At 31.3% G+C, this 13,456-nt stretch carries 14 protein-coding genes and 1 pseudogene; 2 read left to right on the forward strand and 13 right to left on the reverse strand.

Going from position 1 to position 13,456, the window contains the following annotated elements:
• Positions 1–22 precede the first annotated feature (22 nt).
• From ACFWTK_RS11825 to ACFWTK_RS11860, 8 genes are all read right to left on the reverse strand, one after another.
• Positions 23–604, reverse strand: coding sequence for a TerD family protein (locus ACFWTK_RS11825; protein WP_415876180.1), 582 nt, complete (start codon positions 602–604; stop codon positions 23–25).
• A gap of 70 nt (positions 605–674) precedes the next feature.
• Positions 675–1,487 carry an HAD family hydrolase gene (locus tag ACFWTK_RS11830; protein ID WP_415876181.1) on the reverse strand — a complete coding sequence of 271 codons (813 nt, stop codon included), beginning with the start codon at positions 1,485–1,487 and terminating at the stop codon, positions 675–677.
• A 1-nt stretch (position 1,488) separates the two neighbouring features.
• A complete protein-coding gene (locus tag ACFWTK_RS11835; RefSeq protein WP_415876182.1) occupies positions 1,489–2,598 on the reverse strand; it encodes a cysteine protease StiP family protein in 1,110 nt (369 codons plus the stop codon).
• Positions 2,599–2,691: 93 nt separating this feature from the next.
• Positions 2,692–4,134 carry a phosphoribosyltransferase family protein gene (locus ACFWTK_RS11840; protein ID WP_415876183.1) on the reverse strand — a complete coding sequence of 481 codons (1,443 nt, stop codon included), beginning with the start codon at positions 4,132–4,134 and terminating at the stop codon, positions 2,692–2,694.
• 12 nt (positions 4,135–4,146) lie between these two features.
• Positions 4,147–5,334 carry an HpcH/HpaI aldolase/citrate lyase family protein gene (locus ACFWTK_RS11845; RefSeq protein WP_415876184.1) on the reverse strand — a complete coding sequence of 396 codons (1,188 nt, stop codon included), beginning with the start codon at positions 5,332–5,334 and terminating at the stop codon, positions 4,147–4,149.
• Positions 5,335–5,520: 186 nt separating this feature from the next.
• On the reverse strand, positions 5,521–6,813 hold the full coding sequence (locus ACFWTK_RS11850) for an NCS2 family permease (RefSeq protein WP_415876185.1): 1,293 nt from the start codon (positions 6,811–6,813) through the stop codon (positions 5,521–5,523).
• 209 nt (positions 6,814–7,022) lie between these two features.
• Positions 7,023–7,895, reverse strand: coding sequence for a TerD family protein (locus ACFWTK_RS11855; RefSeq protein ID WP_415876186.1), 873 nt, complete (start codon positions 7,893–7,895; stop codon positions 7,023–7,025).
• Positions 7,896–7,942: 47 nt separating this feature from the next.
• The gene (locus tag ACFWTK_RS11860) at positions 7,943–8,602 is read right to left on the reverse strand and encodes an AIM24 family protein (RefSeq protein ID WP_415876187.1); all 660 of its coding nucleotides are present in this window, start codon (positions 8,600–8,602) and stop codon (positions 7,943–7,945) included.
• A 212-nt stretch (positions 8,603–8,814) separates the two neighbouring features.
• Here ACFWTK_RS11860 and ACFWTK_RS11865 point away from each other — a divergent pair, with 212 nt between their 5' ends.
• Entirely contained in the window at positions 8,815–9,177 is a 363-nt protein-coding gene (locus ACFWTK_RS11865) for a sulfite exporter TauE/SafE family protein (RefSeq protein WP_415876188.1), read from the forward strand.
• An 18-nt stretch (positions 9,178–9,195) separates the two neighbouring features.
• Here ACFWTK_RS11865 and ACFWTK_RS11870 read toward each other — a convergent pair.
• From ACFWTK_RS11870 to ACFWTK_RS11890, 5 genes and pseudogenes are all read right to left on the reverse strand, one after another.
• Positions 9,196–9,636: pseudogene (locus tag ACFWTK_RS11870) on the reverse strand (GNAT family N-acetyltransferase); the annotation flags it as partial.
• Positions 9,637–9,742: 106 nt separating this feature from the next.
• Positions 9,743–10,195 (reverse strand): GNAT family N-acetyltransferase, encoded by a 453-nt coding sequence (locus tag ACFWTK_RS11875; protein ID WP_415876189.1) that lies wholly within the window; start codon positions 10,193–10,195, stop codon positions 9,743–9,745.
• A gap of 72 nt (positions 10,196–10,267) precedes the next feature.
• Complete coding sequence (locus ACFWTK_RS11880; RefSeq protein ID WP_415876190.1) at positions 10,268–10,552, reverse strand: hypothetical protein; 285 nt, start codon at positions 10,550–10,552, stop codon at positions 10,268–10,270.
• A gap of 303 nt (positions 10,553–10,855) precedes the next feature.
• A complete protein-coding gene (locus ACFWTK_RS11885) occupies positions 10,856–11,476 on the reverse strand; it encodes an Ig-like domain-containing protein (protein WP_415876191.1) in 621 nt (206 codons plus the stop codon).
• Complete coding sequence (locus tag ACFWTK_RS11890; protein ID WP_415876192.1) at positions 11,460–12,401, reverse strand: hypothetical protein; 942 nt, start codon at positions 12,399–12,401, stop codon at positions 11,460–11,462. The genes ACFWTK_RS11885 and ACFWTK_RS11890 overlap by 17 nt, the downstream gene beginning before the upstream one ends.
• Positions 12,402–12,637: 236 nt before the next feature.
• On the opposite strand from ACFWTK_RS11890, the gene ACFWTK_RS11895 reads away from it, so the two are divergent.
• On the forward strand, positions 12,638–13,456 hold an 819-nt coding region (locus ACFWTK_RS11895; RefSeq protein ID WP_415876193.1), incomplete at its 3' end, for a YceG family protein.

A 13,456-nucleotide genomic window follows, 5' to 3' on the forward strand; every position in this document is an offset into this window, starting at 1 on the left:
ATTATATATATGTAGATTCGTTTTAACCTACATCTATTCCAAAATTATTGCAAAGAGCAGCAAGTCCTCCTTGGAATCCACTTCCTATTGCATTAAACTTCCACTCTCCATTATGTCGATATAGCTCAGCAACAACTATTGCAGTTTCTATGCTGTAGTCTTCGCTTAAATCATATCTTATTAATTCCTCATTAGTATCTGCATTTACAATTCTTATGAATGCATTAGATACTTGACCAAAGTTTTGTCTTCTTACATCTGCTTCATGAATTGTTACTGTGAAATCTATTTTTTCTATGTTTGCAGGAACCTTTCCTAATTCTACACTTATTTGCTCGTCGTCTCCATCTCCTGCTCCTGTACGATTATCTCCAAGATGAGTAACAGCGCCTGAAGGATCCTTTAAGTTATTATAAAATACAAAATCATTATCACATGTAACTTTTCCATTTCCTCCAAGTAAAAAGGCAGCTGTATCTAAATCGAAATCATGACCACCATCATATTTATTAGTATCCCATCCAAGTCCAACTATTACTTTTGTCAATCCTGGGTTTGTCTTTGTCAAATCAACTTTCTGACCTTTTGATAAACTGATCGCCATAACACATACCTTCTTTCTTTTAACAATTTATTACATTATAATACCATTATATATATTGCCCTGTCAAAAATCAAACATTCCGACAAATCATATTACTAACAATTTCTGTTATTTCTTCAGAAGCATTTATACCGCTGCTTTTTGTCATGTAAATATGCTTCTTCTCTACCTTCTTATTTTCTATCAAAACCTTAAGTTCTCCATGAGATGCACATATAGAATAATCCGAATTTATTAGGATTGGATAATCTAAGAATGAATCTCCAGAAGATATAATCCTGCCCTTCTTCTCCTTCTCTTTTATATACAGAACAGCATCCCACTTGTTAACACAATTTGGAACAATATACAACTTTCTGCCCTGAATAGATATATGCCACCCTCTTTTCTCTATCCAGTCTTTAAATTCTTCTAATTCTTGGATTTTTATAAGCTTTTTATCTTGAAAATGAACACTATAGAATAAATTGTCTCTAAGAACCATTTTGTCGATCCATGAATTATCTTTGAAACTTTCCAAAAATCTCTTTTCTACAATCTTACAGGAAGTTATCTTATCTACTTTATCCTTTATAATTTCCTCCCACTGCCTGTCCACTTCTCCATTTACTAATATATTTCCTCCATTGCTTACTACAGCGTAGTCTGGCTTTATTTGTTCTGATATTAGGAAAATCCTGTTGTATTGCTCTATAGTTCTTGTTGTAACAGGTATAAACAAAACCTTTTTCTTAATATTCAATAGCTTTTCTAAGGCACCCTTTTTCATAAAACTCAAATCCTTGCCTAAATACCTCTCCGCCAGCACAATATCCTTGTCAGAATCTCCTATAAGCTTTTTCGTATAAATCAAGGTCCTATCTAAATCCGACGCAAAAATCATATTAGATCTCCCTTGTTTTTGGCTTAATAATTCCGCAGCAGGAATATTTCATATCTTTATAAACTTCTACTGGGACTTTTCTGTCTTGTGCCAAGATTAAAATATGCTTTAAATTTGGGTTATTTATATCATCCACAAGTATTCTCCATGGAACACGTCTTAAAAGCACTCTAGTTGTTTCTCCTACTCCCGGCTTAATCAGGTTTATATCATCTATTCCATACTTCTCTTTTATTTCATTTACATCCCTAATGCCTGTATTATATACGTCTAAATCTAACTTTTCTATTTCTTCCTCATCTATATTAATATCTTCAAAACACTGGGTTATAGTATCAATGAACATGTTTGATAAATCCCTGTCTTTCCATTCTCTATAAAACTTAGCTCCATGAAAATCATCCTTTCCTATTATGTCATCTCTTAAAACTGTTCTGCTTATTAATCCTGATACTGTAGAATTTAAACAAGCTGATGGTATAAGAAAATCCTCCCTTGTGCCATATAGAGACACGCAATAGGCCGGGTCTGCTAACACAGCCAGATTGTCACTAATCCTAATCTTATATTTATCATAAAAATCCTTCATAGCCTTGTTTAAAACTGTGTTTATAGCTCCTTTTCCAGTCCATCCATCCACAAATTGAATATCTTCTGGACTATGATGGTTTAAGATGTATTTTATAGCATTCTCGTCTATTCCCTTTCCTCTTATAATGGATATGCTGTAATGAGGAAATACCTTATTATATTTCTTTTCTAAGTATCGTTTAATTAATATTCCAATAGGGGTTCCTGCCCTTGCAAGGGATACAATAACTGCTCTATCTCCCTTTCTTCTATATATAAGCTCTGATACTACAGCTGCAGCCTTTGCCACTTTTTCCTTACTATCCTCTAGAGTTTTAAAAAATACATCCATATATTCTTCTGTTGGGACGTACTCTATTGGAAGCATTTCTGAATAATGGCCTCCATTTTGAATAATCCTTTCTCTTTCTTCATTGCTCTGTTCTTTTATCATACCGGATATATCTTTTAAAAGAAATATAACATCTTCTCTAGAATAACTCCCTATATGGCTTGGCTCTTTTATATTATTAAATATCACATGACCACTCCTTATCATAAGTTTTACGCAACTAACTTTGTGCAGATCTATCTCTTTCTAATAAATTTAATTAGTCAACCTGCTGTTTATAGTTTAAAAATGAACAAAATTTATTCTATATATCCCTACACTTACAAATAAATTTATCATTTCCTCTTTACTTTCATCGTCTAACTTTCTTTCTGTTATAAACAATACTTCTTCATACATATCTTTTTTTATGTTATATACGTAGTTTATAACTTCCTTATCAAAAGGGCTTCTAAACCTTGATGCACATTGAATTCCATAGTCTTTTTCATTTTTTGCATAGATAGGACTTCTAGTTGTAGACTGATACTTGGCATTTGGTATTTTACTCGCTATTACCATAGGTATATACATAAACTCTTCAGTTCCTAAAATAATTACCTTTTCACTGAAAGGCTCCATAGCCCTCACTATTTTCTCTGCATAAGCTTCAATTTTGTTAATTTCACCGCTTGAAATTCCAAATCTTCCACTTGAATTTATATAACTATACTTTTTTAGCTCACCACTGCATAGACGCTTAGTAAAACTCCTGTATCCATCCCATGTAAATGAATGATTTTTTACTAAAACTTCGGATTTATCTCTTAAAATTTGAGAACCGTCCCTTAATTTTAAGATTTGAGAACCGTCCCCTAACTTTCCTAACTTTAATCCATCTGTGTAGAATTCTTCTTGTATGTTTATAGATTTATTTGTATTGTTTTGATTTTGATATACTATTTCTATCCCCTTAACTGATGGACTGTGACACTCTGCCTCCCCATCTATTAAAGATACTTCATGTATTTTAATCTTTAACTCTCTTTCCAGTGCCTTATATTCTTTTATGTGCTCTTTTCTTCTCCAATCTAATATAGAAACTACCACATATTCTTTATTAGGATATTTGTTATTTATAGCCTTTATAAGATTTAAAGCAGTTTTCCCTGTGGTTATTTCATCATCTACTAAAACTATTCTCTCATAGTTATTTAAAATATCTTCTTGAAGAGGATAGCAGAAGTGACTAGTGGCGTGAGAATGCTCCTCTTCAAAATCAAATGCCGAAGTACATTCTATAAGCTCTTCTCTGGTTGTGTGTATATAAAAAACATTATCTCCCTTAAATTGAGCAAAAACAGAGTTTCCAAGAGCTGTCGCAGTCTCCGCAAATCCTATAAATAAAGTAGGCTTGTCTAAAGAAATTAGATTAGCCTTTGCATATTCTAAGGCTTCATCTGCAAACTTATCATCCTTTATAGCTTGTACAATTATATGAAAATTTGAGAACCGTCCCTGAACCTTTTCCGCTGCAAGAAAACCTAAAAGTCTTCCTGTTAAGATAGACTGCTTGGGATTAACAGGTATATGTTTTCCCAAAACCTTACTTACAAATAAAAAAGCTCTTTTTGCATTTTTTCTAGCTGCCATCAAAAATAAGTTCTTAAGTTTAAAATCAAAGGGATTTTTATTAATTTCTACATCTACAGCAATTTCATCTAAAACTCTAAGCCTTTCTTTCATTATTTCCTCCTTTTAAAGCAAATCCACATAGCTTTTATCTTCATTAAATACTCCGTATACATGAGCCCTTCTTAGAATCTTATTAGCCCAATTAAGATGAGGATTAACCTCGTTCATTTTATTGTTGTATCTGCTTTTATATGCTCCGCCTTTGTTGGATTCTATTATAAATCTTGCATCATCATATTCTTCTTTTGTAACTACATACAAAGCATTAACTATAGATATATGACTTGGATGTATTATAGTCTTCCCGATTAATCCATTAGCCTTGTCCAATACAACTTCTTTAATTAATCCATCAATGCATTTTTCTACATAGTAATCCCTCTTTTTAAGACCACTCTCCCCTAAATGTTCCACAAATGGGCTTTGCCTTAGCTGAGGTTTAAATATACGATTATCTGGATTGGTGTTAAAGTATTCCCATACAGGACCTGATATAGTATACTCCTCCTCTGCTCGTCCAAACATGTTTACTATATCTGCAATGCAATCTTTCACTACACCAATATCATATATACTATTATCTACTTGACGCCTTATGGCGTAAAGGCCTAAAAAGTCTGTGCCTCCAATTCTTATATTTAAAACATTGCTTTTATAAGCATCTAATATTTTCTTAACTTTTATCAATTCCTCTAGTCTGCTCTCTTTATATATTATATTTTTAGATTCTAATATAGGCATGGCATATAAATTATAAGACATATCCTTATTTATATCTTTTAAAATCTTTAAATATTCTTCTCCATTAGTAGAGTCAAACTTTGGAAAGTTAAATCCAGTTAAAGGATAAAAATTTTTTCTATTTTCTGATATTCTTTTAAATTGTTCCACATTTCTCACTCTTACAAAAATGAGAGGCATATTCTCCTCTATAGACTTATTTCCTTTTATACACTTGTTTTCTTCTATGCAATGAGTGAGTTTTGATAAAACATCTATCAGATTTTTTTCTGCTTCTTCAACTCTCTCTTCTGGAACTGAATCTTCTAAACAGAGTACCATAGAAGTTAATCTTTTATATTTATTGTTTAATATAATATCTAAAATTCCTTCTTTAAATGCTGGCATATAAAGAGTTGCCCCTAGGGCTAGAGAAAGATACTCTTTTGGAGATGATTTTCTTATATAGCTTGGCTCTTTATAAAAGATCCGACTGATTTCTTTTACTGGTAAGTCACTAAAAAATTTCATATTATCACCCATCTTAATTAAGAATTTATCCTGCTTAAAAATATAGATTGTTTCTATTATAACATGTTCTTACATAATTAGTAACTGGCAACCAAATCCTTTTAAACCCATACTTAATAATTAATAATAGACAAAAATAAAAGCAGCAATACTTGGTGTAAGTATTGCTGCTTTTATTTTATCTTATTAGATAAAAAACTTTAATATAAATAACGCTCCTATTATATAGGTAGGTATTGTAACCTCTTTAGCTCTTCCTGTTGTTGCTTTTAAAAATATATATGAAACTATACCAAATACTATACCGTCTGATATACTGTTGGTTAATGGCATCATTATTATTGTAAGGAAAGCTGGTATAGCTTCTGTAAAGTCTACTAAGTCTATTTCCTTTATTGGCTCCATCATAAATAATCCAACTAATACTAGAGCTGGTGATGTTGCTGCTGATGGCACTATAGCAAACAAAGGTGATAAAAATAACGCAACTATAAACATTCCTGCTGTAGATAAGGCTGTAAGTCCTGTTCTTCCACCTTCAGCTACTCCTGATGCACTCTCAACAAATGTACTTACTGTACTTGTTCCAAGACAAGCTCCTACAGTTGTTCCTATGGCATCTGCAAATAAAGCCTTTTTAATATTAGGAACTTTTCCCTCTTCATCTAGCATTTTAGCCTTTGTTGCAACTCCAACTAAAGTTCCAATAGTATCAAACATATCCATAAATAATAAGGTAAATAAAGCTATAAACATATCAATTGTGAATATATTATTAAATTGAAATTTGAAAGCTATTGGGCTTAAAGATGGCGGTGCACTAAATATAGCTTTAGGTGCTTCTGTTATACCCATAGGTATTCCTATTACAGTAGTAACTACTATTCCTATAAGCAAAGCTCCTCTAACATTTCTAACAAGTAAGAATCCTGTAATAAGTATCCCTATAATAGCAAGAAGTGCACTACCGCTTGTTACATCTCCAAGAGCAACAATTGTTCCATTATCCTCTGGATGTATAATTACTCCTGCATTGCTAAGTCCTAAAAAAGCAATAAACAGTCCTATTCCTACTGAAATAGCTCTTTTTATATTTGCTGGAATAGAATCCACTATAGCTTCACGTACATTAAAAAGTGTAAGTAAAATAAAAATTATTCCCTCTAATAGAACTGCTGTTAAGGCAAATTCAAAGCTGTAACCCATTTGTTTAACTATTGTAAATGCAAAAAAGGCATTTAACCCCATACCTGGTGCAAGAGCAAAAGGAAGCTTTGCATACACTCCCATTACTACCGTCGCAATTACTGCTGACAAAGCTGTAGCTGTGAACACAGCTCCAGAATCCATACCTGCTGCTGATAAAATAGATGGATTTACTACAAGTATATACGCCATTGTCATAAAAGTAGTTATTCCTGCTAGAACTTCCGTTTTAGCATTTGTATTATTTTCTTTCAAGTGAAAAAATCTATCCATTAATTACTCCCCTTTTTTCTTCTGTTTTCGACACTTGTAAATAGTAACAGATGTTATGCAGGAAGTCAACAATATTTGCGAACATTTCTATAAAAACATATAAAATATTTTGCCATGCACCCTAATTTCCTAACTTTGTAGCAGATATTCTCATACTAACGTTCGTGTTTTTTCATCTATCAAAATTATATCTTATGCATTTAATTATATTATTCCGTTTCTATTCCATAATTATTACATAAAGCTTCAAGTCCACCATTAAATCCATTTCCTATAGGATTTACCTTCCACTCATTTTTGTGCCTATACACTTCTGCAACTACAATGGCTGTTTCACTAGTTAGTCCATCACCAAACTTATAATTAATTAGTTCTTTTTTAGCTTGTCCATCTATTACTCTAAAACAACCCCCAGAAACTTGCCTAAAACTTTCATGGCGTTTATCAGCATCATATATAGTTACTGTAAATGCAAGTTTTTCAATATTCATAGGTACTTTATCTAAATTTAGCTGAACCACACTATCATATGCTCTTTTTAAAGAAGAATTATGGTCTTCCCCAATAGATACACTCCCATTTTTACTTTTAGGATTTCCATAGAATATAAAATCTTGCTCAGCTGTATTATTGTTTCCATCTACCATAAATACAGAAGTATCTAAATCAAACTCTTCACTTCCCCTATAATCTACATTCCACTCTAGGGCTATTAATATTTTAGAAAGGTTCTGAGTTTTTGAGTTTATGCTTACCTTCTGTCCCCTCATAATAGAAGTAGAACAGCTTGTATTTACACTATTTTTTAATGATATATCCTTAGTTTTTCTTATAACAGTTGTGCTTTGTGTAGGCTGAATATTCTGAGTTTCAATTCTTCGATCACTGTTATTTATTATGGTAGAAGTGTTATTAGCCACTTGCTGTGCTGCTGTGAGATTTCTTTGAATAACACTTACGGGATTTTTCAAATCTATAATTCCTTTATCAGCTTTTATAGTAGTATCTACGACTAAATTTCCATACCTTTTCTGCTGAGAATTTCGCAGGTTTTTGCTTTCATTATTTATGTTTAGATTCATATAAAGCTCATCCTCCTTTCTTCTTATACTTCATATTTCCTATTCCATTAGTCTATGGAAACTCTAACTCCAGAGTTTCTTTCTGCTGGCTGCACTATTACCACTTCTCCTGGGCTGTTAAATTCTAAGAAATAAGATTCTCCTGATGTTTGTCCAAAAAATGTTTTCCAGTTTACATCTGCTCTAAAGCTTGGATCTGGGCCAGTCCAACATATTACTGCATCTGGATCCACTACACATGGAGTTTCCAGTATCAATGGGTTTCCGTTAGTAGTTATAGCCACCTCTGCATTAGGTCCTATACCTGTAAGCTTTGATGTAAACATACCCTTTTGAGATATAACTCCAGTGCCTATAAATCTAACTCCATATTTACAATCTTCTGTAAAAGCTAAAAGGTTTTCGCCCTCTACCCCTATACTTTGTCCTTGCTGCAACTTGATTACACTGATATGCTCTGCGTTATGAGCCATATAATACGTACCTTTGCCGCTGACTTTCATTATAGATATATTTTCTCCAGTAAGTTTTCTTGCCGCTAAGTTCATAACTGAGTTTATAATACTTTTATTTTGATTAGGATCTAGCAGTACCTTCTCTGCAGTAAAACTTCCCTGGCTTGCTATCATAGCTCCTACTCTTGCATAAAATTGTCCGCTTCCTTCTGCTGCACAGGTTAATTCTTGATGAACTCTAAAATTAAACATATACTAATCTTCCCCTTTGTAATAATAATTAATGATAGTATAACATATTCAGATTTACTCTCCTACATAAACTATTCACTATTCAGACGAATTACATGAAACATTGCTATTATATACCTAATGAGGATTAACATTACATTAATTTTCTGACATAACTAGTAATAGCATGTTATAATTTAAGTAATACTTTAATATTTAAGGGAGGATCACTGATGATTAATATATTAACCTTCATATTGATTGGGATTGCAGCTGGCATTTTGAGCGGATTATTCGGAATAGGAGGAGCCATTGTAATAGTGCCTTCATTGATATTTATAAAAGGCTTCTCACAGCTGCAAGCTCAAGGAACTTCACTTGCTGCTATGCTTCCACCTGTTGGTATTTTAGCCTTTCTTCATTACTATAAAAGAGGAAATGTAGATATAAAAGCTGGTCTTATAATCTGTATAGCTATGCTCATAGGAGCAAAATTCGGTGCTCAAATTGCAAATATTATGCCAGTAGACATCTTAAAAAAGGCCTTTGCCATATTTATTATATTTGTTGGAATTAAGATGTTTTTAGGAAAATAGGCACCGATTTGGTGCCTATCATTTATTAAAAGCTGACATTATGATTTCATCATAATATTTTCCTTCCTTAAATATCTCCTTCTTCAAAATTCCTTCCACTTGGAATCCACACTTTTCATAACACCTTTTAGCTCTTTCGTTAAATGAAAATACACTCAATCTTATCTTATTCATATTCATATCTTCAAAGATAAATTTCATAAGCACCTTCATGGCATCAGTGCCATATCCCTTCCCCCAGTAGTCTTTGTCTCCAATCATCATTCCCACTGTTGCAACTCTTGTTAACCAGTTGACCTTATGAATTCCACAGCCACCAATATACTTTTCTGTTTTTATATCCTCTATAGCAAAATTATATTCACCACTTTCAGTACCCTTTTGTGATCTTATCCATTCCTCTTCTTCCCATGGAGTCATTGGAAATGGTATTCCCGTAATTAAGAACTTCTTAAGTTCTTTATCATTGACTAATTATGTTGCCCTTTCTATATCTTCCTCCTTATAAGCTCTTAAACAAACCTTTTCTCCATAGTACATTTTTATTCCCCCTACCCCCTATATTTTATAATAATTTCTCTAACTTTATTATATAAATTCCATTTTTTATTTCAATATCCTCTTTCTTCTTATAACCATTTTTCAAATATAAATTTACAGCAGGATAATTTTCTTTCCCAGTACATACAAGAATTTTATTTATATTGCTTTTAAGAGCTTCTATGAATTTAATCAGCTTATCTGCAATACCCATTCTAAAAAAGGTAGGATGTATGGCAACCCTGTGTATATCTAAAACATTGTCGATAATTTTAAACGAAATTATTCCTGCTAAAACATCGTTTATATAGTATCCATAAAAAATTTCATCACATGCCTGTAAGCTATCTATTGTCTCCATTAAAGGCGGTATTTCATAGAAACCTATAAGTTGAGCTTCTATTTTATATGAGGCTCTTTGCAATTCTATTACGCGTTTTGCTGTTTTTATATCCCTTAAATTAAGCTTTTTAATCATTATTTTCTCCTTATCAATAAAGCAGCAGTATATTCCAAAGTAAAAGTTAATAGTTATATTGGTGATTTTCAACTAATATCTAAATAGCCACCATACTCCGTCCTTATCTCCTCTTTCCAATCCAAATTTGAGTTCCTCCGCTGCTTTTATTACTTCTTCATCAGTGAAAATATCTGAAAAATCTATCTCTATTTGGTTGTTTTCAAAACCCTTTTCTCTTAATTTTTGTTTTATATATGCTTTAACATCTTCAATTCTATCCTTTTCCTTTACATCCTCACCATGTCGTAATATACCTCTTACAATTTTTTTCATACTCATAGCCTTTTTCCTCTCAAACTTTCTTTTATTCTTCACACATCAATATCCTATATAATTTATGCCTTAAGCATATATCTTGTTCCAAATATATCTTGTTTCAAACTCATATTTTAATTATTTAACAATAATAAATATTTGATACTCTTATTTTATTATTATATACTATAAACCACTTGTAATAATATTAATATTTAAGAATTTATTCCCAATAAATAGATTTTAGAAGACTTTATTTAAAGTTGCAGGCATATACAATTCTGTTATGATAAAATTAAATAGAACTAAGCTGTAAACAATCGCAGCCTAGTTCTATTAGTGTATAGAAAATATTTAAACTTCTTATTGCTCAATTTGGAAGTCCATTTTAGTATTTTTCTTCATAACAGTCCCATCTTTTGACTTTAAATTTTCAATCCATAACGTATAAGTTTTTCCATTATCATATTCTTTTAAAGGTACGATATATAGTGTTTTATTTTCAACATAACATACTATTGAAACAAAATCACCATAAGGATCTGTAATATATATGTTTTTATCAGTTATTGTTTTTACATCTAATTCCTTATTTAAAGTTACAGTCCATGCCTTATTACTTGGAACATTTACCTGTTTTGGTTGGCTTGTAAATTTGTCATTTTCAAAATTTCCTGATAATACAAAACTATAAGGAATGTCAGGAACACCAAGACAATCACCAGCAATCTTTACATAATATGTACCTTTAGGTAAACTTATAGATAAATTATTCTCTAGAGCCTTTCCTGAAGAAGTTATTCTTTTAAATTCCTTTCTATTTTTATCAATAATACTTATGGCCCAATATGAATCAGAAGATTTCCATTCTTCATGACTAAAAGTAAGATTAATATTTCCGTGAAAAGTTATGGATGTTTTGCCTGCGGCGCCTCCACTTAGCAATATTTTACGTAGTAAAATATTGCTAATGCATTTCTTCAACAATACTTTTATAGTGCTCTCTAAGCCTATTGAGCTTTTCTTCTGATTCCTTCTTTTCTACATAAATTCTATTAAGTATGATATAAACATTTCTTTTTAATTTTTCAGCATTATTAAGTGCATCTTTAATACTAGACTGAACATACCAATCAATAAAAAATCCATCAAAGAAAAAGTCCGCAAAGCTAGCAAAGGATCCTATATTTATATCTAAATTAAATTCTCTATCTACATCCTTTAGTTCCCTTTGAAACTTTCTTATACGATCTTTTACCTCATAGGAACACTCTTTAGCTTTATCTATATGATTGTGTTTTATAGCCGTGGATAACATTCCGCCTCCAAGCATGTCAAAAGTGCCCCAATCAGCTGCACTTTTAAGAGAATCTATAACCTTGTTTAAAGCATCTAGTAAATTATATCCCGCTGAATCAGCCTCCTTTAGTTCTTTAATACTATCCTGACATCTCCATATTTCTTCCTCCAGCTCTTTTAGCCTCATTCTATTTTTCGGATGAGAAGCTAGAATGATTTCTTCCTTCTCCTTAATCAAACTGTCATATTCTTCTTCTATTCCTGTAAGACCTTTTAACTTGTATTCTGCTGATTTTATATCAGCTTCTAATGAGTTTAAATCTGCAGTTGCTTCATCATATTTAGCTTTAGCTAATATATACTCCTCTTTTTCCTTTTCTAGTTTTTCCTCTTTGCGCCCTAAAAGAGTATATATAAGCCCTCCTACACTCAAGTTTTCTAGTTTTTTAACGTCTTTATATTCCTTATTTAAAATATTTTTTAATTCCTGTACCTTCTTCTCTCTATATTCAAACTGCTCTTTTAATTCCTTTAATCTTAACTTAAGCCTTTCCTTTTCTTTTATCTTTTCTTTTACCTCTCCTAATTGTTTATTAAATTCCTCAAACATATACTATCTCCTTAACAATATGATATAGTAACATTATACCCATAAAATTACTTATATTCCATACATTTATTGGTAGAGCTTTTAAAATTTTATCTCATAAAATAAGCTAAAAGTTCTTATTTTACTGACTTACCTATGTTGATAGTTAATATAACTTTTCTGTATAATACAATTAATGGTGACTAGTTTACACTTTATTAAATTTCACTTTACTTGAGAGGAAGTAGGAATAAAAAATGATCAATGTACGAAAGTTTATACATCCTTCTCTAAAAAATTCCCATAACGTCTTTAGTGATATACTAACACCACTTAATAAAAGAGTAGGTTTTATAAACGGAAGCTCTCCTATTGTGCCAATTTACTTTTATAGATACATTGGTGTAAAGGAAAATGAAAAAGAATACTATGACAAATTAAACAAACTTGATAAGAAGTTATCTAACCTTAATGGTCTTTATTTTAAATTTATATCTAATATCCCATTTGAAGTCAATTCCATATTAAGCGATAAACTTCAATCTATATGGAATGAAAATCAGCTTGAACCTTTTGATAATGTTAAAATAGAAGCATTAATAACTTCGCTTAAAAAAAGCGGTTCTTTAATTGACGCTAATTCTTCTTTGTTAACTTCATCTATAGAAGAATCCCTTAGCTATGTATTGAACTTGTACTTACAAAAGGAACCTTATGTTAACTTAACCAAAATTAAAAACTTTACTCTTAAGCTGATTACTTGGATAAATAATTTTGCCATGGATTTAGTAAATAATTTTAATCTTGATTCAAAGAGCACTCATGATATCATAAATCCAAAGGTTTTATATCTTGGCAGCATAAAGAAACACGAAGTTTATTTTTTAATATTTTTATCTAGACTAGGCTTTGATGTTCTTTATATAAACTCTCCTGATGATGGGGATTTTTCCACTATTGATAAAGAGGGACAGTTCTCCAAAATCTTTATACTTCCTTATAAGAGAAACTTGGACATAGAGGCTTTATCGAAAAATCACACTAGTCATACCTCTTTTAATAGTCCTTCATTAAAT

Origin of the sequence: Clostridium sp. (genome assembly GCF_047777555.1) — a bacterium.
Lineage (GTDB): Bacteria > Bacillota > Clostridia > Clostridiales > Clostridiaceae > Clostridium_H.